This is a genomic window from Spirosoma knui (assembly GCF_054780635.1).
In genome coordinates this window covers 495,491-517,650 of sequence record NZ_BAAGVY010000002.1, presented here as the reverse complement: position 1 = coordinate 517,650, position 22,160 = coordinate 495,491, and the positions used below count along the sequence as shown (strand labels likewise).

Sequence of the window (22,160 nt, the reverse complement as noted above, 5' to 3'; positions counted from 1 at the left end):
TCAAAAAAGCGAAACTCCAACCCCTTTTCTGATTATTTACCCAGGGTTTGGGGCTGTTCTGAACGCGTCTGCCACGCGCTTCAGGGTGTCACTCAACGGTCGGTACTGAAAACCAAGCACCTGCTCAATTTTGTGACCGTTATAGGCATACAACGAACTTGCTGACCGGGCAGTCTCACGCGTGATGAGCTGAGATTTTCCCGTTACCCAAGCTCGTAGTGCTTCTAACGGCCAAAGTACCCGTGTTAAGGCGGGCGGCACCTGAATAGTCGGTGCCCGCTTGCCTACCGCAGCCGCTATCTGTTCTAACAAGGAACGGTACGGAATGGTGCCCCCATTCAGGATGTAGCGTTCAGCTGTAACATCCGACTGCATCAACGTAACGAGTGCATCCACCACATCCAGTACGTCTACGTAGTTCACCAGCCCCGCGGGGTAGAATTGTTTTTCGTCGTAGACGTATTTAATCAACTGTAAGCTGCTCCGGCTCCAATCACCCACGCCTAAAACGACCGATGGATTTACCATAACTGCCTGTAGCCCTTCGGCCACACCACGCCAAACTTCCAGTTCTGCCCGGTACTTGCTTTTTGCGTAAGCCGAGTTATTGGGCGATTCTTCCCACTTTTGATCCTCAGCAATGGTCACGGGTTCGTCGCTCTTTCCGCCTTTCGCCGTCGGACGACCTAATGCAGCAACCGAACTTACGTAACCGAGTTTTCGTACGCCCGCTTTCAGGCACACGTTTACTACGTTCGCCGTGCCCTCCACATTGATTCGCTCCATCTGGTCACGGTCTTTGGGTAAGAACGAGACAATGGCGGCTGCATGAATTACATCACAATTAGGCAGTATAGCGGCTTCGAGCGACGGAATATCGAGTATGTCGCCCTCCTGCCAGTTGATTTGATCGGCCACATCGGTTAAAAGACCATACCCACTTTCGGGACGTTTCAAGGCTGAAACCGTATACCCCAGATTCAGGTAATGCCGTGCGAAATGGGAGCCGATAAAACCCGTCGCGCCGGTGATAAAAACTGTATTAGGTAGTGATGATATCATTCAGAATTCGAAAGTAATTGGCGTCAGTTTGGTTTGCCGATGAAGATATGTATGCGCTTGCAGTCGAGCCGGATATCTTTGATCGATTTGAAGTTTTTGATTTCGACCACATCGGCGGCCCGGCCAGTTGAGGAAATTATTTGTATTCGACGTAGTGTTCTCTATAGCGCCCTTTTTACTCTTCGCGTAAACATAACAACGTTCGGGTCTGAATTGCTAATTTTGCGTCCGAATAGTGAATCTGGCGCTCTTTCGTTGTTACTACCACATAGATTCGATTAGCCGGTTGCTATTGACCACTGAACACAAAGCATGTTAGAAAATCCCCAACGCTATACCGTTACGGCGGCCCTCATCTACGCCAATGGCCCGATTCACATCGGCCACATCGCTGGTTGTTACCTACCCGCCGATATCTACGTACGTTATCTTCGCTCGACGGGCAAAGACGTTGCCTTTATCAGCGGTACCGACGAGCACGGCGTACCGATCACCATCAAAGCCAAAAAAGAAGGCGTTACGCCCCAGCAGGTTGTCGACAAGTACTACGTCCAGATCAAGAAAGCGTTTGAAGATTTCGGTATTTCGTTCGATATCTACTCGCGTACATCTAATCAGATTCACCACGAGACATCGCAGGAGATTTTTTTAAATCTCTACAACAGTGGCAACTTCGATGAAGAAGTGACTGAACAGTATTATGATGAAGTGGCTGGTCAGTTCCTGGCCGACCGTTACATCGTTGGTACGTGTCCCGTCTGTGCGAACCCAAACGCCTATGGTGACCAGTGCGAGCGTTGTGGAACGGCGCTAAGCCCTACCGAACTGCTTGAGCCTCACTCCACCTTATCAGGCTCTAAGCCCGTGATGCGTTCGACCAAGAACTGGTTTCTGCCGTTGGATCGGATGCAGCCGCAGATTGAAGAATACGTAAATAGCCACACCGAATGGAAAACGAACGTATTTGGTCAGTGCCAGTCGTGGTTGAAGGAAGGTCTGAAACCCCGCGCCATGACCCGCGACCTCGACTGGGGTATTAAAGTTCCACTACCCAACGCGGATGGCAAGGTGCTTTACGTCTGGTTCGACGCCCCCATTGGCTACATCTCCATGACCAAAGAGTGGGCCGAGCAGCAGGGCCGCGACTGGGAACTGTACTGGCGGGATGAGCATACCAAACTGGTGCACTTTATCGGTAAGGACAACATTGTTTTCCACTGCATCATCTTCCCGGCCATGCTGATGGCCGAGGGCAGCTATATTCTGGCGGACAACGTACCAGCAAACGAGTTTATGAACCTCGAGGGCGACAAGATCAGTACGTCGCGTAACTGGGCGGTTTGGCTGCACGAATACCTCGAAGAACTGCCGGGCAAGCAGGACGTATTACGTTACGTTCTTGCCGCAAATGCGCCGGAGACAAAAGACAGTGAATTTACCTGGAAAGACTTCCAGACCCGCAATAACGCTGAACTAGTCGGCATCTTTGGCAACTTCGTCAACCGGGCCATTGTCTTGACGCAAAAATTCTGCGACGGCAAAGTTCCGGTTCGAGGTGAGTTGACGGATTACGACTTACAAGTTCTAGATGCACTTGCAGAGTTACCTGATCGCATTGGCCAGGCCATCGGACAATATCGGTTTAGGGAAGCATTGGGTTATGTAATGGACCTGGCGCGACTCGGCAATAAGTATCTGGCTGAAACGGAGCCCTGGAAAACGGTTAAAACCGACCCGTTACGTGTCAACACGATCATGAACATCGCTCTACAGATCACAGCAAATCTGGCGATCGTTTGTGAGCCGTTCCTGCCATTTACCGCCCAGAAACTATGCGACCAGCTAAACATTCAGGACCGGCTTGACTGGCAGAATGCGGGCCGGGCTGATCTGTTGACCGAGGGCCACGAGCTAGGTAAAGGCGAGCTGCTATTCGCAAAGATTGAAGACGACGAAATCAACAAGCAGATTCAGAAACTGCTGAACGCAAAACGCATGAATGAGTTAGAAACGAAGACCGTACCGGCGCTACGTGGCGAAATCACGTACGACGATTTCGCGAAAATGGACATCCGTATCGGAACGATCACGGAAGCAGAACGCGTGCCTAAAAGCGATAAACTATTAAAGCTACGAGTTGACGACGGTATGGGCGGTCGGCAGATTTTAAGCGGTATCGCTAAGCACTTCGCTCCAGAAGATATCATTGGCAAGCAAGTAACTTTCCTGGCAAACTTAGCTCCCCGTAAAATGATGGGATTTGAATCGCAGGGCATGATTCTGATGGCCGAAGATCGCGACGGTAAACTCTCCCTAATCGCTCCCGGTGATTCCGTCTGGAACGGCGGAACAGTTTCCTAGCCTGAACCAGAATTTAATAGATTTGAGTGATCAAGCTGACAATCAAAAAGCCATGTGCAACCTGTACATGGCTTTTTAATTGTATGAGCTTTAGCCCTTGATGGCATGATCGGCTTTTACATCCTGCCCCGACCAAATTTTCTTGGCTGTCCAGTCTGCCGTAGGTGCTGACCAGAACGCGTCGGTAGCGGGTAAGCCAAGTGGAAGGAAAGCGACCGAACACAAATACAGGCTGCCCGTCGAAATATAGGTCTCTCCAATAGCTGGTTGATGCCCACACAGGCCGATTTGCAGCCAACCGTTTTTGTCGAATGTACCCGGCGCATCCATTGTGCGGTGGATCACGGCCGTTAAGGCGGATCGAACTTGCCCTGGCGTTACGTCAGGCGGTAAATATCCTTGCAACGCTATCTGTGATAACAACTGAAAAGCGCCACATCGATACGCCAATGATCGCCCAAAAGCCGCAAACGAGCCATCAGCGCCGATCATACGTTCCTGAATAATAGCATACCGCTGGGCTCTTGCCAGCAACGTATCGAACAGGCTCTTTTCGGCTTTACCAGCATCCAGCAGCGTCTTGACGACATCCAGCAGCATCGGTTGAATAACGTAGCTGTTGTAGTTGTCCCAGTGAAAATCGGGGCCATCGCCATAGGCTCCGTCTCCCTTATACCAGTTTAAATGTTGCTTAATGGCGTAATCCATGCGCAGTTCATCGCCCGAGCCCATAAACTTCAGCAAAGCGGCTTCTATCATGGCACTAAACAGCAACCAGTTGCTATAGCCTGGCTTAATCACCCGAGTCGACTGCAACGCCTTGATCAGATTCGTCTGTTCCGAGGCACTCAATGCACTCCACAATTTAGGTGCCCGCAGTAAGCCATGCGCCAGAAACGCGGCATCCACTAAGGGCTGACCACCTATCGTAAAATTCAGATAATCGGGCGAATTGGGGTTGACGCCATTGGCAATAGCAGCACATGTCAACTCGAAATAACGCTGCCGCAAACGCCCCTCTGCCGAATTATCAGCCGTTAGCTCAAGCCAGGGAGCTAGTCCAGCCACTGTTCGGCCGAGGGCTTCGAGGTGTGATACCGCTTTTCGACTTTCCAACTGTCCCGGTGCTGATTCAACCGGCATCGTTGCCTTTAGCTTGTTCTGCGACAAAGCCACTAGTACCGGATCAGCAACTTTCAACAAGGTTTGCAGCCAATACGTACGATCGTCTTTCCCATCAGTTGAGGAACCCGAATGAATAGTCAACGCGTTCGCCTGCGTACTTCCTAATCCTAACGGCATGGCAAGCGCCAACCGGCTAAATGTTCTTCGTTTCATACATAGTTTGTAACCGGTTTCCCAGCAACCGCCCTGTTTTAACTAAACGGCTGGAAGTTCATAGGTCTGGTTACGTAAATCAGTTAGTACAAAAATTGAATACTCTCTCTTTTTTCTGTTTACAACTACGTATCACCTATCTCCAAGGGGCTACCTGTCTCCTTTCTCATACAATTCTCAGTATCGCGCCAAAGTGGAAACGTTCGGATGTAAAATGCTGTTACACCCTAAACTCGCCATTTTTGCTTTCCCGTGAACCAAGAACAGAAAAGCGCCGGGTCGCCGGCCGGTCGAATATTTGACTGGGAGATTCTCCGTCGACTTTATACGTTTGTTAAGCCGTATCAAACCCGTTTTTATCTCTTAATCGGCATTATTATGTTGGCGGCCTGCCTGGCCCCGCTGACGCCCTTGCTCATCCGGCATACGATCGACAATGTTATTGCCGTGGGCGATTACCAGCAACTGACCGTCATGCTGGCCATTATGATCGGGGTACTGGTGGCGCAGGCTGTCATTCAATTCTTAAATACGTATTTATCAGGTTGGCTGGGGCAGTACGTCATTCGGGATATTCGGGTGCAACTGTATCGCAAGATATTACAACTCCGGCTTAAATTTTTCGACAATACGCCCATTGGCCGGTTGGTTACGCGCTCCATCTCGGATGTCGAAACCCTGGCCGACGTATTCAGTGAAGGCATGGCGGCCATTGCCGGTGATATTCTACAACTGGTTTTGATTATCGGTGTCATGTTCTACACCGACTGGCGACTGGCGGCCATCAGCTTATCGACGATTCCGCTGATGCTGTTTAGTACGTATGTCTTCAAAGAGAAGATTAAGAAATCGTTCAATGAAGTGCGTACGGCGGTGGCGAATCTGAACTCGTTTGTACAGGAGCACATCACGGGCATGAACATCGTGCAGATTTTCAGCAGCGAAAAAATTGAAGCTGACAAGTTTCGGGAAATCAATAATGAACACCGGCAGGCCAATATTCGCTCGATCTGGTATTATTCGGTGTACTATCCCGTGGCCGATATTATATCAGCCGTAGCCGTTGGACTGGTCGTTTGGTACGGCGCAAAACAGATTATAAACTCAGACATTACGTTCGGTACGGTTACGGCCTTTGTGATGTTTATCAACCTCTTCTTCCGCCCGATCCGAATGCTGGCCGATCGGTTCAATACGCTTCAGATGGGTATCGTCAGCACTGACCGGATCATTAAACTCCTCGACAGCGACGAGTTTACGGCCAACAACGGCACCCATGCTCCCGCTACGTTACGGGGCGAGGTCGAATTCAAAAACGTTTGGTTTGCCTACAATGACGAAGACTATGTATTACGTGACATTTCGTTCCGGGTTAAGGCCGGCGAAACCGTAGCGTTTGTGGGTGCCACTGGTGCGGGTAAATCATCAATTATTAACCTGCTGAGCCGGTTCTACGACATAAATAAAGGCGAAATTCTGGTCGATGGGCTTGACGTCCATGACTATGAGCTCGGTCATCTACGCCGAAATATAGGCGTAGTTTTACAGGACGTATTTCTGTTCTCTGACACCATCGAGAACAACATTACGCTGGGCGACAAACGAATTACACGCGATAAAATCGTTGAAGCCGCCAAACTGGTAGGCGTCCATGATTTTATCGAGCGACTACCGGGCGGCTACGAGTACAACGTAATGGAACGCGGGGCTACCCTATCGGTTGGCCAGCGTCAGCTCATTTCGTTCGTTCGGGCGATGGTGCAGGACCCAAAAATCATTGTGCTGGACGAAGCTACGTCTTCGGTTGACACCGAAACCGAAGAGATGATCCAAAACGCCATTAGCAAGCTCATGAAAGGCCGTACGGCGGTTGTGATTGCGCACCGATTATCGACTATCCAAAAGGCCGATAACATCATCGTCGTTGATAAAGGACGTATTGTCGAGCAGGGCAATCACGAAGAATTGCTCCAGCGCGAAGGTTTCTACGCGAATCTGTACCGGATGCAGTACAAAGAAGTGGTATGACGTACTACGTTCGCAGTGCGTCCTCTTCTTCATCGAGACTGGCCCCGGTGATACCCTCCGTAATGGTTTTATGCCCCGAGACATTGGGACGATCGTTGGTTGGGCCCGGGCCGCTGCCGTCTATCGCGTACGCAATCGAATCGGCCAGATTATCGGGCGCGATTTTAGCCTCAGCAGCGGGTTCCTCTACCGCCTTCGGGTATTGTTCACCCGCTTGCTGATTGATGATTTCTTCGTCGGCGTGCGGATCATTTTCCAGTACGGATGGTACCTCGCGGCTAGACCGTTGGGGCGATGGAGTGCCGCCTAAATCAGATGAGTCGGGGATGAAGCGTCGCATGGTTATTGAGATTCTGGTTCATCACAATAACCTACAACATCAATTGACTGTTTTAGAGAAGCTTATTCTTCGTCTAGTTTACGCACCAGCATCTTGTCAATTCGGCTCTTGTCCATATCCACGATTTCAAACCGGTAATTCTGCCAGACAAACGATTCGCCCGCCTGCGGAATGTCTTTGAGAATATGCAGGGCAAACCCGCCCAGCGTATCAAATCCGGTTAAATCCCGGCGGTTTTGAGCCGTTATGTTAATCTCGAAATAGGACAGAAAATCTTCAAAAGGAATCTGAGCATCAATCAGATAGCTCCCATCTTCACGTTCCCTGATTTCGTAATCCGAATCGCTGTCGTCGTTGATATCGCCAACCAGCACATCCAGAATGTCATTAAGCGTAACTACGCCGAGTACACCCCCGTACTCATCGACAATAACGCCGACGTACTGCCTGCGTTCCCGGAATCGTTCAAGTACCTGATACGCCCGATTATTTTCCGGAACGAAAAGTGCTTCGCGTTTAAAATCAGTCAGGTGCAGCAATTCCGAATCAAGGTCTTTACCCAGCAGATCTTTTGAGTAAATCAGGCCTACAACATCGTCGACACTACCGGCGCAAAGCGGGTACACCGAGTGCTTGTACTCCAATATTTTGTGTTTATTCTCAGCCGGATCGTCTTCCAGATCGAGGTAGATAATTTCCTGACGGTTGGTCATCAACGACGTAATCTTCCGATCGCCAAGCTGGAACACGTTCTGCACAATCTCTTGTTCGATTTCTTCGATGGCCCCCCCCGATGTTCCTTCCTGAATCAAACTTTTGATTTCTTCTTCGGTAACGGCACTCTCGTTCGGCCGTATCCGCAGCAGTTTCAGCAGCAAATCGCTGGAAACCGTGAGCAGCGCGATGAACGGCGAGGTCAGCCTCGACAGGATATTCATGGGAGCAGCCACCGTTTTGGCGATCCCTTCGGGATTGGAAAGACCGATACGTTTGGGGACCAATTCGCCGAAAACAAGCGATAAATACGTAAGCAACAGTAGCACCAGCACAACCGCGATCGAATGAGCGTACGGCTGGAACACCTCAACCTGGGCTACAAAATTCTGAACGTCGGTTGTCAGCTTATCGCCCGAAAAAATACCCAGCAAGATGCCAATTAATGTAATACCGATCTGCACCGTCGACAGAAACCGGTTGGGCGAATTGAATAAGTCGAGGGCGGTCTGCGCCTGGCGGTCTCCGTTCTTGGCCGCCGTTTCCAGCTTGGATTTACGGGATGAAACCAGAGCGATTTCTGACATCGAAAACACTCCGTTCAGAATTGTTAACAAAAGAATGATAAGAAGTTCCACAAAGGGAGAAGGTTGGCTTGTTGCAAAAATAGTAAACTCAAACTGTTTGTAATGGGTTCAACTGTGTGATAGCGCTTCTGTTTTACTACTTTTACAGCCCGAACTGCTCATTGCGTCAATGATTGTCTTTATAAACGACCGCCCAATCCGGCTCGTTGGCCCTAAAGCCGCTTCTCAACTAACTGATCCTTCAGACCCAAAGGCGTTTAAAGATTATGATCAAATCGTAGACGCCCGCCTTGAGGCACTCAAAGCCGATATGTTGCACGGGCATCTGCTTGTGCTGAACTCGACTCCTGCTACTATCGAGAAATTACTGCTCCTTCTTCAGAAAGCGGATGCGAACCAGTTGCTGTCGGTTACCCTGGGCTGTCTCGACAAAGTTGCCTGCGAAAACGCAATAAAAAAGCCGTTTAAAATCGTCAAAGCCGCGGGTGGTGTGGTCGTTAAAGATAACCAGATGCTGCTAATGTTTCGGCGGGGCGTCTGGGATCTGCCCAAAGGCAAGCTGGATGAGGACGAGTCGTCCCGACAGGGAGCCGCCCGCGAAGTCGAAGAAGAAACCGGCGTTGAAGTAGCCGTAGGCGAGCGCATCTGCACGACCTGGCATACCTACACGCTCAACGGTAGTCGTATTCTGAAACGCACCAAGTGGTATCTGATGAGCGTAATCGACGACAGTGGCATGGCTCCTCAGGAGGATGAGGACATCGAAAAACTGGCCTGGCTCGACCGCCGGGAAACGCAGTTGGCGCTCACCAACTCGTTCAGTTCCATTCGTTACGTAATCGACCAACTCAAAGAACTGGACGCACGCAACTACTAACCCGTTTGGTTTGGATAAGCCTATACTTACGAACGAATTATTCTTTTGGCTGTTCCAGGCGGTACGGCAGAAAGTCATCCACTTTCTGACCGTAGCGGTGGAGATCACGAATGATGCTCGAGCTGATCGGTGCCAGATGGGGCGAGGTAATCAGAAATACCGTTTCAACGTCTTCGTTTACGTAGCGGTTTACCTGCGAAATGCCATTTTCGTATTCAAAATCAGTAGTGTTCCGAAGACCACGTAACAGAAACCGCGCGCCAACGGCGCGGGCTACGCTGGCCGTTAAATCGTCGTAGCTGATTACACGTACGGCCGGATAGTCCCGAAACGCTTCTTCAATCAAAATCGTCATCTGCTCCAGCGGAAAATACCGTTCCTTTCGGGCATTCCGGCCAATACCAATTACAATTTCGTCGAACAGATTAAGCCCTCTCAGGACAATGTCTTCGTGGCCTTTGGTAAATGGATCAAAAGAGCCGGGGAACAAGGCGATACGCTTCATATCAGTGCGTGAACGAGCAAAGTAGTGATTTTGGGGTTGCTTATCCCCTCTTCTGCTTATTCGCTAAGTAATGCCAGACCAAATAAACTGAGGTAGCGATGCTCAGGAAGCTCGTCGAACTCCTTAGCCATCGTCAATCCGGAGGGTAAATGACCAAACGTTAAATTCGGCAGGAAGCGACTCAGTTCGGCATACTGCTCGGCGAATGGTGTAATCTCGCCGTAGAGCAGCACATTCAGCGCTTCGGGACGTAACGCCAGTTCATCGAGCACATACAAAACGTAGTAGGCTAAATCCTGCACATTTTTATAACCAAAGCGATTACAGTACCGAAGCTGTCGCTCGTTCCGATAAATAATCGAAACAAATTCATCCTCGAAGTACAGATGAATGGCTGCTGGCGTAAGCGATTGACGATCCAGACGGGCTGTGGCCTGAATCAGAGCGCCCATTTGATGGACAAACGTAAGCGGCTGGAGCGGATAGGCTTCCGAAAAATAGTCTGCGAGTGGATGCTCCAGGTTGAAAACCGACAGAAAATCTTCGGATTCATGGGCATACGCCTGAGCGAACTCATGAGCAGGCAGCGGATTACCCCGCATCAACGCCAGGTAACTGCCTGCGTACTCTTTCCTGTACAATTGCTTGGGCACCAGCGTAAACGAGGGGGAATTAACGCCTACCCGAATCTCCTGCCATGGCCCGGCCGACAGCACAGCATGCCCCCGGAACACATCGGGCAGCACATTGACCAGCGGCCGTTCGGTTAATAACGACGGAAAGGTGTACTCTTCAAGATAGACGCTCCGTCGCTGTGCGTTCTGCACTACAAACCGAAACCGATCCCGGCCCACTTCCAGACACAACACGGATTTTGCGGTATCCGTTGAGTCGAATGAGTGAGAACGAATAGTAACAGTCGGTGCTAAAGTCACAGCAAGTTGCACGAATTCAGGGCAGGTAAAATGTATTTCAAAAGAAGCTACTAAACATACGAAAAGTTTAACAGCTTGTATCAGGATAACGCCGTTGCGAAATAAGTTTAGGCCAGTTAATGCAGGTAGCCGCGCAGATTGAACACATCATCCAGTGACTGACAGTGCCGGAATACGGCATGCACCTCTTCGGGCGGGTAGCTTTTTATTTCTGCAAAGCTCATCAGCCGTACGTCCTGAATAATCTGTTCGTCTAAACCCATTTCCGGATCGATGCCCTGCCGAATGAACCCACCCGTCGCCTTTACGTCGAAGAACAACTCCATCGCGTGCAAAGGGGACTGCATAAACTCATTGACGAAGAGCAGCTTCCCAATTTCGACTTCGAGACCCGTTTCTTCAATGAACTCACGAACGAGGGCTTCGGGAGCGGTTTCGCCAAACTGAGGTCCACCACCCGGCGGGCACCAGAACGTATCAGTTACGCCAATCCCCCGGTGGCGCACCATCAGCAAACGGTCACCTTCCCGGTAGAGGCCACAGACGCGCAGTCGTAACCGATTTCCATACAGTTTAAATACCTCTTCTCGGGGCGAATCCATTGTACCGGCACTTAAACCGGGCTTTTCAACTACTTGCGTCACAATGCTCTTCCTATTTCGGGACGCAAAGGTACAAAAGAGTCTGTCAGTTTATTCGTTATGAACGACAAAGTGACTGCCCGGCTGTTCAATGATAGGATTAACGGGTTAGTAGGGACTGCCTGAGATGTAGCTCTCCAGCGAGTCAATGCGGCTCTTCTGATCCCGGATAATGGAGGTAACTACGTCATTGATGGAGATGATACCCACTAACTCTCCCTTGTCAACAATGGGCAGGTGGCGAATGTGCCGGTCCGACATGATCAGCATGCAATCTTCCAGACTCTGATCAGGCTCAATGGTGATGACATTAGCCGTCATTACGTCGGCAACCCGCGTATCGTCGGAGTGCCGGTCTTTTAAGACAATCTTCCGAGCGTAATCGCGCTCGGAAAAGATACCCGTCAGCTCACCCTGGTCTACGACTAGTACCGCACCGATATTTTTTTCGGCCATCAGCCGGAGCGCATCCAGAACGGTTTGGTCGGAAGAGACCGCGTACAGGGCGTTAACCGCTTTTCCCTGAAGAATTTGTCGTACATTCATGTGCGTGAAGGATTTAGTGCAGGTGAATGTAAGAAAAAAGGCGAACCGAGTAAAGCTCCCCCTCGAAAAGCACAAATATTATTTGTCGACCGACGTCCTGTTTGGCCCGGATCAGGCTTCCTTTTTTGCCGCTTTTTTTGTAACTTAGAAGCATGAACGAAACCCAAACGGCCGCGCATTTGCTGGCTAAACGCTTCCCTTACAAACCCACACCCGGCCAGGAGCAATTTTTTGAAAAAATCGGCGCGTTCATCACCCACGAAGATTTTGAGCACTACCGCGACTGCTTTCTGCTACGTGGATACGCCGGTACGGGTAAAACCACCCTCGTCGGAACGCTCATCAAAGTTCTCCCGCGTTTCGGGTATAAATCGGTGTTGCTGGCCCCTACGGGCCGGGCCGCCAAAGTAATGGCGAACTACGCCAAGAAACCCGCCCAAACGATCCACCGAAAAATTTACCGACAGGTGGCCGACCCAGGTTCGGGAACGCTCGCGTTTCAGCGCCAGAAGAACTACCACGAAGATACCCTATTCATCGTCGATGAGGCTTCTATGATCTCCGACGAAGCGGACTTTGGCGGTAAAGGACTGCTTACAGATCTTATCGACTACGTATTCGAGAATCCAGGGAACAAGCTTATGCTCGTGGGCGATACGGCCCAGTTGCCGCCCGTTGGCCGGGACTTAAGCCCGGCTCTTGATCAGGGCTTTTTAGCCAGCTCATTCGACATGACGGTGTATGAACAGGAGTTGACCGAAGTAATGCGGCAAGACGAAGAATCGGGTATTTTGTATAACGCCACGGGCTTACGCATGCTGCTGGATGAGCCGCAGTTAACCCCAAAAGCCGTTGGCTTCGACGCCCTCCTGAGCGATAATGCACCTGCGGCAACGGGCACTCCCGATATTCAGCTCAACGTCCGGTCGTTTCAGGATATTTATAAAATGCCTCTGACTAAGCTGGAAGATGGTATTCGATACGCTTACGACAAATACGGTCGTGAAAATACGGCGATTATCTGCCGTTCCAACAAAACGGCCGTCCAGTACAACCAGTTTGTTCGGCGGATGATTGACCAGTGCGAAGAAGAACTCGATGCGGGCGATATGCTGATGATTGCCCGTAACAACTATACCATACTTGATGAAGACTCACCGGCTGGCTTTTTGGCCAATGGCGAGTTTGCCGAAGTGCTGAAGATTCGAAATAAAGAGGAGCAGCATGGTTTCCGCTTTGCCACCGTTACGTTACGTCTGGTCGATTACGAAGACCAACCTGATTTCGACGCCAAGATTATGCTCGATACGCTTCACTCACCCGTGCCGTCGCTGACTTCGGATCAGTATAAGGCCTTGTACGAAAGCGTGATGAAGGATTATTTTTACATCAAGAGCAAAAAGGAGCGCACCGAAGCCATGCGACGCGACCCGTATCTGAACGCCTTACAGGTCAAGTTTGCGTATGCCCTAACGTGCCACAAAGCGCAGGGCGGTCAGTGGAGCGCGGTGTTCGTCGATCAGGGCTTTCTGCCCGATGGTCAGGTAAACGATGAATTCGTCCGCTGGCTCTACACGGCCCTAACCCGCGCTACCGACGAGGCCTTCCTGATGAACTTCAACCCGCAGTTTTTTGGGTAAACCTTTGGCTATGAAACGGGTTTATTGTAACGGTATGGTGGTTTTTAGAAACTGCACATACGCTTCATAAAACCCATTCACAACCATGACAATTGATTGGTTCATTAGTGCCTGTGTTGGTGTTGGTTTGGCCGCCTGCTGCGGGTTTCGGGTGTTTGTCCCCCTACTGATCGCCAGTCTGGCGACGAAGTTCGGTCTTGTTGGACCTGTGTCGGGTTTCGAGTGGATAAGCGGATGGCCAACCATTGGCGGACTCGCCGTGGCTACCGTATTCGAGGTAGGCGCGTACTACATTCCCTGGCTCGATAACCTACTTGATACACTAGCGACACCAGCTTCTATAGCCGCTGGAACTCTGCTGAGTACGTCCTTTCTGCACATCGACAACCCAGTCATACATTGGGGATTAGGCCTCATGCTGGGCGGGGGATCGGCGGGTGTTATTCAGGCCGGAACCAGCTTGTTACGTCTTGGGTCAACGGCGACCACGGGCGGTGTAGCTAATCCCGTAGTCGCTACCGGTGAGAACGTAGCGTCGGTTGGGCTGTCCATCTTCGCGGTGTTACTGCCGTTAATTGCGGTTGTATTAGTGGCTCTGGTGCTGATCTTCATCATTGGACGGCTTATCGCTCGCCGGAAAGTATGGTTTACAAAGGCTACCAATAAGTCCGCCGGAACTGTAGTTTCTCAGATACCACGTAGCCGGAATGGGCAAGCCTGACCTGTATCACGCCTATCTACTACGTTGTTAATCGCGATTCTGACTTAAAAATTAATGGTTACTATATGCCGTAAACCTAAGCGACTGAAATTTGTCGCCAAACTTCAGTCGCTTACGATACGTGTTAGCTATTCTTACTAATTACGAAGGCTCACCAGCCGGGATTTTGCAGCAGTTTGGGATTGGTAATGATGTCACCCGTAGGAATGGGATAATAGTAATTTTTGTCCGTCCATCTCCGGGGAATATTATTCAGCCAAGTCAGTTCTCCCGACGTTTCGCCAGACAACAGCTGCGAATTGGGCTTACCGGCTACTACGGGCGAAACGTCTACGTAGGTTACGCCCGCTGGCCGGTTGGCGGGTAGTGTCGTTTTATAGAACGCTACGTCCAGGATGCCGTCTTCATTTAAGTCCATGGGCGTATTGAGTTCGGGTACGTACATTCCGTTCCATTCCATTTGCATCAGTTCGCCCCGTTTCCAGCGGACGATGTCGTCGAAGCGGAATCCTTCCAGACATAATTCGATGCCCCGCTCCCGCCGTACTTCCAGAATGACAGGATCGTTGATACCCGGAAAATACTTGGATTGCAGATACGGGTCAACGACAACGGGTTTTGCGCTTAGTCCCCCCGTAATACCTGCCCGCTTCCGCAATGCTCCAACGGTCAAGGCCCAGTCGGCATCGGTGAGAGTTCCCAATTCGGCTTTGGCTTCAGCGTAGTTCAACAAAACTTCTGCATACCGAAAGATGCTAACCGAGTTGATGTTCAAATCCCGGGTATCGTAGTACATATCGTCCAACGCCCACTTGATGGGCATGTAGCCCGTGAATGTATAGGAGAAAAGCGGGGGCGACGGCACCAATACGCCGGCATTGGTTCGTTTGTAATCGCCGGTGCGAATGGTTTGCTGAAGCCGCTTATCCCGCCCTTTTACCTCATCCTTAAACAGCATGGTTTTATAGGCTGGATTGTTGGTAAAAGGCGTACCGTCAATGTTCAGGTAGGTATTGACGAAGGTGCGGATAAAACTGGCCTTATCCCCATACGTACCACTCGTCCAGTACCAGTTCGCGTCACTTAAGTTGTTCAGCGCCAGATCCAGTACGGCCGACAGCATAACTTCGGTGGCTATCGGAGCCGGATTGATAAATACCTGCCGGTACGATTTGTCCAGCCCGGAACCGTCGTAGAGTTTATAGCCACCCTCGTCAATAACCTTTTTTGCGGCTACGGCAGCCTGATTCAGTAAACCTTCCGCCGATGCCTGCAAACCTAAATTGGCGTGGTATTTTCGAAAGGTTCCTTCGTGCAGGCTTACCCGCGCCTTGAACGCATACGCTACGTATTTGGTCACTAAACTCCGCGAAGGCTCGCTGGTCGTGGTTATGTTCTGACAAGCATAATCCAGATCGGCCAGTACCGAATCCATCACCATCGTGCGCGAATCGCGTGCCTTAAACAGCAACTCTGTATCGCTCACATCAAGGGCTTTTCCATACCAGGGTACGTCGCCAAACCGTTTTACCTTATCAAAATAGAACCAGGCTCTGAAAAACCGGGCAATACCGAGGTAGTTTTTCCGGACTGCCACCGGCACTTTGGGGTCCGTGCAGTTCTGGATGAAATAGTTGATGTTTCGCAGGTCGGACCAACTCCAGCCCGTGCTTACCTGCGGACTATAATTGCCTTCGGTGATGAATGGTGGCGTGTCTTTCCGGGCCAGGTAGTCAGACATAGCATCGGCCCGGTGCAGGTTTTTGCCGTTAAACATCGTGTAAAACGAGTTGGTATACAGTACCAGGCCACTCTCACTGCCGAAGATAGGCCCTTTGGTGGTGGTAGCTTCCGGTAGTTCCTCCAGGTCACAGCTTATACAAAACACTGTGGCTAGTAAAACAAGGATATAGTTCAGTTTCATGATTGCTTCTTTAAGTGGTTAGAACGTAATGGATAAACCACAGGTAACACTCTTCATCAGGGGGTAATTGTAGGCATCGCCCGAGTTTCCGTTTGGATTAAATACCTGATCGGATGCAACGGCGTTTTCAACGTCAAAATCGCGGGTGCGTTTGAACAGCGGAGACACCGTCCAGACGTTTTCGGCTGAAACATATACACGCGCGGCAGACGCCTTAATCCTGGAAATAAGGGTACGGGGCAGATTATAGCCGATCTGAATGTTTTTCAGGCGCAGGTAGGCCACACTCTGCAGGTAACGGGTCTGCGGAGCAATCAGCGTACCGTTGGCATTACTGGCCAGACGCGATACGTAGCGGGGGAAGTATGCATCCGGGTTTTCTTCCGTCCAGATATTGCCGAGTTGACTTTTGGGGATGCCGCCATAGGGCCGGTTGTATTGCCCCCAGAACAGGCTGGCTTCACCACTTGGGTACCACTGCTGACTGCCGATGCCCTGCAAAAAGGCCGAGAAGAAGAAGTTGTTCCAGTCAGCCCCGATCATGGCCCCGTAGGAATATCGAGGTGTCGAGTTGCCGATAATCGACCGGTCGCCGGGGTTCTCGACCCGCCCTGTACCGGGCGTAATGGAGCCATCGCCGTTCACATCCTTGAACTTGATGTCGCCGGGAAACCACAGGCCGCTGGAGGCCGTTCGGAACAGATTCTGGCTGGCACTGTTTTTCACGTCCTCAGCCGATGTAAAGAACCCATCGGTGGTATAACCCCAGATCTCACCCAGGCGTTGGCCTTCGTAGTAATCGGTCAACAGCTTTTGCGGATTGTTGTATTTAGTAATGACGGAGGTGTAATCGGCCAGCGTCAGTCTTAGATCGTAATTGAAGGGTTTGGCACCGAGCGAAAACTTATCCCGGTACGACAGCATGGCTTCCCAGCCTTTGGTTTCCAGATTGGCGTAGTTTCCTTTAGGGGCAGTGGCACCAAAAACGGCGGGCAGGGTTAAACCAACCGTAAACATATCCGTTGTGGTACGGATGTACGCGTCGGCCACAAAATTCAGCCGGTTCGACAGCATGGATAAGTCGATGCCGACGTTTTTCGTGGTCGCCGTTTCCCAGGTTAGTCCTTCGGGCAATACCGTTGGGTTCCGGGTTTGTTGTGGCCGCTGACCGTTCAGGATAACGGACGACTGCGAAATGTTGAATTGCTCTAAGTACGCATACGAGTTGATGTTTCCGTTGCCCAATGAGCCATACGAAGCCCGAAATTTTAAATCCGAAACAACCTGGTCGGACACCTTCCAGAACGGCTCTTTCGACACCCGCCAGCCAACTGAATACGACGGAAAAAAGGCGAATCGCTGGTTAGCCGGAAATTTAGACGAGCCATCGTATCGGCCGTTTACTTCGAACAGATAGCGGTCTTTGAACGAATAATTGAGTCGCGCAAAACCACCCTGTATTTTCCACCGTTCCCAGCCGCCCGTTGTCGTGATCGACTGGCCGAGGGCTAAGTTGATATCGTTGGCATCTTCGAAAATCAGCCCGTTCCGCTGCGCCTGTAGTCGTTTGTAATTAGACTGCTCGTAGTTATAACCAGCCAGCACTTTTACGTAGTGATCCGTTTTAAACGTGTTCTCGTATTCGGTGTAAAAATTGGTGGTCATGTAGGCCGTTTCCCGGTACGTCTCTCCAATATAATTTGTCGTCGTGCCTACGTAGGCGATCACGCCGGGTTTAATGCTATACGGCACAGGGACAGCCTTGGCCCGGTCGTTGTTATCGGTGTTCTGAATCGTGAAATCCCCTTTAATTCTAAGCTTATCCCCGAAGAACTGGGTAACAAACCCGGTCGTATTCCGAAAAATCCGCTTGTTGTTATCGATGCCATTTTTGCCATAGTAGAAGTCACCAACGGTATAGGCAGCCGACGCGGTCAGAGTCCCATCGGGGTTCAACAAAGGTGATAAAGGGTGACCTTCGTCGGCAATGTTACGCCAGATACCACCGCCTTCGCCCACGTTGGATGGGTTGTGATAAAACATATCGGAGTACTGCGTCATGTTATTGATCTTCAGCCACGGAAACGCCTGAATAGATCCCTTACCCATGAAGTTGAATACCCGATAATCGTCGGAATTGTAACGGAAAAGTCCATTCTGACCGTAATAGCGACCGGTGACCAGGTAGCTGGCTTTGTCGGTGCTGCCCGAAATACTCAGATTCTGTTCGTTGGCCTGCGTGCGGGGTTTATACAATAAGTCGTAATAGGCCGTATTGCCGTAATACACGTACTCGCCAGTAACCGGGTCAATTTCGACCTCTGGCAAGCCACCCACTTCCGACCGTCTTTTGATCTCATTCAGATAAGGCTGCGAAAACTTAAGGGTTTTGTTGGCATTCTGGGGAAATGTCCCGCCAAAGTTGACGAACGATTCGGCAAACATGGAGGCCCAGGTATAGCCATCGGTGACCAGATCGGGTTTGGCAATCGGGCTTTTAAAGGAGTAATTGCTGGAATACGTAACGTTCGTCCGGCCTACGGTTGGATTTTTGGTGGTGATAAGTACGACGCCAAAAACGCCACGCGCTCCATAAATCGAGGCCGAAGCGGCATCTTTCAGAAGCGTAATGCTGGCAATGTCGTTGGGGTTGATCAAACTCGGATCGCCCTCTACGTTGTCGATCAATACCAAAGCACTACCGCCCTGACCAATCGACGTAGTGCCGCGAATGTTGAAACTGGGAGCCTGATTCGGTTTTCCGTCCCCCATTTTAATATTCAAGTTCGGCAAAACCCCCTGAAGTCCCTGATTCAGGTTGGTCATCGGCCGGTTGTCAAATACGTCACTGGTGATCATATCGACGGCCCCGGTCAGGTTGGCTTTCTTCTGCACGCCATAGCCGACAACGACTACTTCATTAAGGGTTTTCTGGTCGGCCTTGAGCGACACATTGACCGTGCGCAGATTGCCAATCGTTACTTCCTGGGTTATGTACCCAACGAAGGAGAATACCAGTACGGCTCCGTTACTGGGTACTGTAAGCGTATAGCGGCCATCGGCGTTGGTGGTTGTGCCGCGCTGCGTTCCTTTCGTTACCACACTCACGCCGGGCAGGCCAGCGCCCGTTTCGTCGGTAACGGTACCCGTAATGGTTTCATCGGCCGGTACAGCTAGTTCTGCTGGGTTCAGGCTGACTGGGGACGCGAGACTATTCCCGCTAGTAAACAAGCCAACGAGCAACGCCGGTAAGATTACCAGCCTAGGACGAAACCAGACTGAGGAAAAAATACGATAGATGTGTTTCATAATGTAGGGTTTATGCAGCTAAGACAAACCCTACTAATAGTTACTGTATTTTTATGTTTATATCCAGAAAAAATATAATATGTCTCATTTGTAGAGATAATATAGATCTAATCAGATAATCAAGAATAGCGCTGTTTTGAATGCAACGTAAAACTTAACAAAATCAGCAGGTTATATATGCAAAAACGCCCGACACTGCGTAGTGTCGGGCGTTCTATTTTTATAAATCGTACGTATTAAAGGCTGGCAACCGTCCGGCGCACGAAGGCGGTCAGATCAGCACCGGTTAGCATGTTCTGCGCCAGTAAGGCCAGGTCATAGACTTGCTTGATCAACGCCTTCTGCGTATCGGCATCTGTTTCGGCGATAATTTTACCGATCAATGGGTGGTTGGCGTTCACGACAACGTTGTAGCTTGCCGGTAGGTTACCGTAGAACGACTGCTCACCCGATAAGGCCGACATATCTTTCATCCGACGCATAAACTCGGGCTGGGTAATGGTAACCGGTAGCTCATCAGTAGGCTGCGCTTCGATGCTTACGGTCAACGTTTTGTTATCCAGCACCTGCTCAAAGGCCTCTTTTAACTTCGTCCGGTCATCTTCCGACAGCACGCTCTCGTTGTTGAGGCCTTTGTCGATCAGTTTATCGAGTGTATCGGCATCGACGCGCACAAAGTGTACTTTCTCGAGTTTGTATTCGAGTGCATTGATGAAGTGCGGATCAATGACATTGTCCATAACCAGTACGTCATACCCACGCCGACGAGCCGACTCAATATAGGCATCCTGCTGCTTGCGATCGGTGGTGTAAAGCAGCACCAGCGTTTCGTTCTTATCGGTCTGGTTCGCCTGAATCTTTTCCCGGTATTCGTCGGGCGTGGCATAGGTTCCTTCCGTATCCTTCAGCAAGACGAAGTTCTTTGCTTTCTCCCAGAACTTATCGTCGCTCAGAATACCGTACTTGATGAAGAGACCGATGTCATCGAATTTTTCTTCAAACGCTTTGCGGTCGGCGTTGAATAACTCGTTCAGCTTATCGGCCACTTTCCGGGTGATGTAGCCATTAATTTTCTTCACGTTCGCATCAGCCTGCAAAAAGCTGCGCGATACGTTCAACGGAATATCCGGCGAATCGATGACGCCGTGCAGCATCATCAGGAAGTCGGGCACTACGTCTTTTACTTCGTCGGTAATGAATACCTGGCGGCTGTACAGCTGGATTTTTTCGCGCTGGAAACGCAGCTCATTTTTAACGCGCGGGAAGTACAGAATACCCGTCAGATTGAACGGATAGTCAACGTTTAGGTGAATCCAGAACAAAGGCTCCTCGCTCATTGGGTACAACTCGCGATAGAACGTTTTGTAGTCCTCGTCGGTCAGGTCGCCGGGCGCTTTCGTCCAGATCGGCGTGGTTGTATTGACCGTCTGCCCATCAAACTCGATCGGCACGGGCAAGAAACGCGCGTATTTATCGAGAATGCCGCGCAGCCGACTTTTATCCAGGAATTCTTCGGAATCAGGCGCAATGTGCAGGATCACATCGGTACCGCGTTCACTACGTTCGGCAGTCGTCAGTTCGAACTCGGTTGAGCCATCACAAATCCAGCGAGAAGCTTGTGCCCCGTCGCGGTACGACTTCGTAACGATTTCGACCGACTCGGCCACCATGAATGCCGAGTAGAAACCGAGCCCAAAATGGCCGATAATTTGCCCTTTGTCGTCGGTTTTGTCTTTGTATTTTTCCAGAAAGTCCGTTGCACCGGAGAAGGCAATCTGGTTGATGTATTTCTTGATTTCATCGGCGGTCATACCGATGCCATTGTCGCTGATGGTTATGGTTTTGGCTTCTTCATTGAGCGAAACGGTTACTTTCAGCTCGCCCAGTTCGCCACCAAATTCACCGAATGAGGAAAGTTGACGCAGTTTTTGGGTTGCATCAACAGCATTGGAGACAAGCTCTCGTAGAAAAATTTCGTGATCGGAATAGAGAAATTTCTTAATAATCGGGAAGATATTCTCGGTATGGATCGAGATCTGGCCCCGCGTGGACTCGCCTTTTTCATTCTGTATGGCTTCCATAAGTTAGAAATGAGTAAGGAATAAATGCTTGTGATAGTTGGCTACCGGTGGGGAACAAATCCTGTTCCAGGATAAATTAGGCTGACAGATTGACAGAAATCAGGTTTATATACTAACCTTACAACCTGTTGTGCAGTAAGCGGGTCTTTATCCTAAAAACGAGATTATGAAACTGCCCATATTCCTGATTCTGGCAGCCCTATTCGGTTGTCAGTCCAAAAAAACAACGCTCTCGTCTCCTGAGCAGGAAGCCCTTGCGATTATTACCGGCAATAGTCTACCGGTTGACGGCTGCGAAGAATCTGTCCGAATCGAGTCGGAAGGCTCCTCCACTCCACTTATCCAGTACAAACCAACCGCGAGTTCGTTGCCAATTCTGCAGAATGCCTTATCCAGCATTCCCGCCGAGCAACGCTACTCTGCCCAGAAACCGGTCCGAATTCGGTTTTATAAAACAGGCCGACAGGTTGCGCTGGAGTGTGGGTGGGGAAGCCGCCCTCAGGTTGACGAGATCGAAATTCTTTCCATCAGCGACCGTTAACAAGTTGCGC

Annotated in this window: 17 protein-coding genes; 6 read left to right on the top strand and 11 right to left on the bottom strand. The window is 50.4% G+C overall.

Going from position 1 to position 22,160, the window contains the following annotated elements; translation table 11 throughout:
* Positions 1-36: 36 nt before the first annotated feature.
* Positions 37-1,062, bottom strand: a complete 1,026-nt coding sequence (locus tag ACYVIY_RS06850) for an NAD-dependent epimerase/dehydratase family protein (protein ID WP_460975557.1) — start codon at positions 1,060-1,062, stop codon at positions 37-39.
* A gap of 312 nt (positions 1,063-1,374) precedes the next feature.
* On the opposite strand from ACYVIY_RS06850, the gene metG reads away from it, so the two are divergent.
* A complete protein-coding gene (metG, locus tag ACYVIY_RS06845) occupies positions 1,375-3,423 on the top strand; it encodes a methionine--tRNA ligase (RefSeq protein WP_460975556.1) in 2,049 nt (682 codons plus the stop codon).
* A 90-nt stretch (positions 3,424-3,513) separates the two neighbouring features.
* On the opposite strand, the gene ACYVIY_RS06840 is transcribed toward metG, so the two are convergent.
* Positions 3,514-4,761 carry a DUF2264 domain-containing protein gene (locus ACYVIY_RS06840; RefSeq protein WP_460975555.1) on the bottom strand — a complete coding sequence of 416 codons (1,248 nt, stop codon included), beginning with the start codon at positions 4,759-4,761 and terminating at the stop codon, positions 3,514-3,516.
* Positions 4,762-5,013: 252 nt separating this feature from the next.
* On the opposite strand from ACYVIY_RS06840, the gene ACYVIY_RS06835 reads away from it, so the two are divergent.
* On the top strand, positions 5,014-6,789 hold the full coding sequence (locus tag ACYVIY_RS06835) for an ABC transporter ATP-binding protein (RefSeq protein WP_460975554.1): 1,776 nt from the start codon (positions 5,014-5,016) through the stop codon (positions 6,787-6,789).
* Between the two features lie 4 nt (positions 6,790-6,793).
* Here ACYVIY_RS06835 and ACYVIY_RS06830 read toward each other — a convergent pair whose 3' ends face one another.
* Positions 6,794-7,129 (bottom strand): hypothetical protein, encoded by a 336-nt coding sequence (locus tag ACYVIY_RS06830; RefSeq protein WP_460975553.1) that lies wholly within the window; start codon positions 7,127-7,129, stop codon positions 6,794-6,796.
* A gap of 62 nt (positions 7,130-7,191) precedes the next feature.
* Positions 7,192-8,481: a hemolysin family protein gene (locus ACYVIY_RS06825; protein ID WP_460975552.1), complete on the bottom strand. Its 1,290-nt coding sequence runs from the start codon at positions 8,479-8,481 to the stop codon at positions 7,192-7,194.
* 118 nt (positions 8,482-8,599) lie between these two features.
* Here ACYVIY_RS06825 and ACYVIY_RS06820 point away from each other — a divergent pair, with 118 nt between their 5' ends.
* Positions 8,600-9,307 (top strand): NUDIX hydrolase, encoded by a 708-nt coding sequence (locus ACYVIY_RS06820; protein ID WP_460975550.1) that lies wholly within the window; start codon positions 8,600-8,602, stop codon positions 9,305-9,307.
* Positions 9,308-9,344: 37 nt separating this feature from the next.
* On the opposite strand, the gene coaD is transcribed toward ACYVIY_RS06820, so the two are convergent.
* The 4 genes from coaD to ACYVIY_RS06800 all read right to left on the bottom strand — a co-directional run bounded on the left by coaD (position 9,345) and on the right by ACYVIY_RS06800 (position 11,934).
* Entirely contained in the window at positions 9,345-9,812 is a 468-nt protein-coding gene (gene coaD / locus ACYVIY_RS06815) for a pantetheine-phosphate adenylyltransferase (RefSeq protein ID WP_460975549.1), read from the bottom strand.
* A 56-nt stretch (positions 9,813-9,868) separates the two neighbouring features.
* Positions 9,869-10,759, bottom strand: coding sequence for a DUF3822 family protein (locus ACYVIY_RS06810; RefSeq protein ID WP_460975548.1), 891 nt, complete (start codon positions 10,757-10,759; stop codon positions 9,869-9,871).
* A 104-nt stretch (positions 10,760-10,863) separates the two neighbouring features.
* The gene (locus ACYVIY_RS06805; RefSeq protein WP_460975920.1) at positions 10,864-11,349 is read right to left on the bottom strand and encodes an NUDIX domain-containing protein; all 486 of its coding nucleotides are present in this window, start codon (positions 11,347-11,349) and stop codon (positions 10,864-10,866) included.
* A gap of 147 nt (positions 11,350-11,496) precedes the next feature.
* The gene (locus ACYVIY_RS06800) at positions 11,497-11,934 is read right to left on the bottom strand and encodes a CBS domain-containing protein (RefSeq protein WP_460975547.1); all 438 of its coding nucleotides are present in this window, start codon (positions 11,932-11,934) and stop codon (positions 11,497-11,499) included.
* Positions 11,935-12,086: 152 nt separating this feature from the next.
* Here ACYVIY_RS06800 and ACYVIY_RS06795 point away from each other — a divergent pair, with 152 nt between their 5' ends.
* Together ACYVIY_RS06795 and ACYVIY_RS06790 are read left to right on the top strand one after the other, a co-directional pair.
* Positions 12,087-13,574 carry an ATP-dependent DNA helicase gene (locus ACYVIY_RS06795; RefSeq protein WP_460975546.1) on the top strand — a complete coding sequence of 496 codons (1,488 nt, stop codon included), beginning with the start codon at positions 12,087-12,089 and terminating at the stop codon, positions 13,572-13,574.
* 85 nt (positions 13,575-13,659) lie between these two features.
* Complete coding sequence (locus ACYVIY_RS06790) at positions 13,660-14,295, top strand: DUF4126 domain-containing protein (RefSeq protein ID WP_460975545.1); 636 nt, start codon at positions 13,660-13,662, stop codon at positions 14,293-14,295.
* 151 nt (positions 14,296-14,446) lie between these two features.
* Here ACYVIY_RS06790 and ACYVIY_RS06785 read toward each other — a convergent pair whose 3' ends face one another.
* The 3 genes from ACYVIY_RS06785 to htpG all read right to left on the bottom strand — a co-directional run bounded on the left by ACYVIY_RS06785 (position 14,447) and on the right by htpG (position 21,609).
* On the bottom strand, positions 14,447-16,219 hold the full coding sequence (locus ACYVIY_RS06785; RefSeq protein WP_460975544.1) for a RagB/SusD family nutrient uptake outer membrane protein: 1,773 nt from the start codon (positions 16,217-16,219) through the stop codon (positions 14,447-14,449).
* Positions 16,220-16,237: 18 nt separating this feature from the next.
* Positions 16,238-19,528, bottom strand: coding sequence for a SusC/RagA family TonB-linked outer membrane protein (locus ACYVIY_RS06780; RefSeq protein ID WP_460975543.1), 3,291 nt, complete (start codon positions 19,526-19,528; stop codon positions 16,238-16,240).
* Positions 19,529-19,764: 236 nt separating this feature from the next.
* Complete coding sequence (gene htpG / locus ACYVIY_RS06775; RefSeq protein ID WP_460975542.1) at positions 19,765-21,609, bottom strand: molecular chaperone HtpG; 1,845 nt, start codon at positions 21,607-21,609, stop codon at positions 19,765-19,767.
* A 166-nt stretch (positions 21,610-21,775) separates the two neighbouring features.
* Here htpG and ACYVIY_RS06770 point away from each other — a divergent pair, with 166 nt between their 5' ends.
* Positions 21,776-22,150, top strand: a complete 375-nt coding sequence (locus ACYVIY_RS06770; RefSeq protein ID WP_460975541.1) for a hypothetical protein — start codon at positions 21,776-21,778, stop codon at positions 22,148-22,150.
* Positions 22,151-22,160: the final 10 nt, after the last annotated feature.

Bases quoted from the DNA above. Each gene is read 5' to 3' on its own strand.
- ACYVIY_RS06850 (WP_460975557.1), bottom strand. From the start codon at position 1,062: ATGATATCATCACTACCTAATACAGTTTTTATCACCGGCGCGACGGGT.
- metG (WP_460975556.1), top strand. From the start codon at position 1,375: ATGTTAGAAAATCCCCAACGCTATACCGTTACGGCGGCCCTCATCTAC.
- ACYVIY_RS06840 (WP_460975555.1), bottom strand. From the start codon at position 4,761: ATGAAACGAAGAACATTTAGCCGGTTGGCGCTTGCCATGCCGTTAGGA.
- ACYVIY_RS06830 (WP_460975553.1), bottom strand. From the start codon at position 7,129: ATGCGACGCTTCATCCCCGACTCATCTGATTTAGGCGGCACTCCATCG.
- ACYVIY_RS06820 (WP_460975550.1), top strand. From the start codon at position 8,600: ATGATTGTCTTTATAAACGACCGCCCAATCCGGCTCGTTGGCCCTAAA.
- coaD (WP_460975549.1), bottom strand. From the start codon at position 9,812: ATGAAGCGTATCGCCTTGTTCCCCGGCTCTTTTGATCCATTTACCAAA.
- ACYVIY_RS06805 (WP_460975920.1), bottom strand. From the start codon at position 11,349: ATGGATTCGCCCCGAGAAGAGGTATTTAAACTGTATGGAAATCGGTTA.
- ACYVIY_RS06800 (WP_460975547.1), bottom strand. From the start codon at position 11,934: ATGAATGTACGACAAATTCTTCAGGGAAAAGCGGTTAACGCCCTGTAC.
- ACYVIY_RS06795 (WP_460975546.1), top strand. From the start codon at position 12,087: ATGAACGAAACCCAAACGGCCGCGCATTTGCTGGCTAAACGCTTCCCT.
- ACYVIY_RS06790 (WP_460975545.1), top strand. From the start codon at position 13,660: ATGACAATTGATTGGTTCATTAGTGCCTGTGTTGGTGTTGGTTTGGCC.
- ACYVIY_RS06785 (WP_460975544.1), bottom strand. From the start codon at position 16,219: ATGAAACTGAACTATATCCTTGTTTTACTAGCCACAGTGTTTTGTATA.
- ACYVIY_RS06780 (WP_460975543.1), bottom strand. From the start codon at position 19,528: ATGAAACACATCTATCGTATTTTTTCCTCAGTCTGGTTTCGTCCTAGG.
- htpG (WP_460975542.1), bottom strand. From the start codon at position 21,609: ATGGAAGCCATACAGAATGAAAAAGGCGAGTCCACGCGGGGCCAGATC.
- ACYVIY_RS06770 (WP_460975541.1), top strand. From the start codon at position 21,776: ATGAAACTGCCCATATTCCTGATTCTGGCAGCCCTATTCGGTTGTCAG.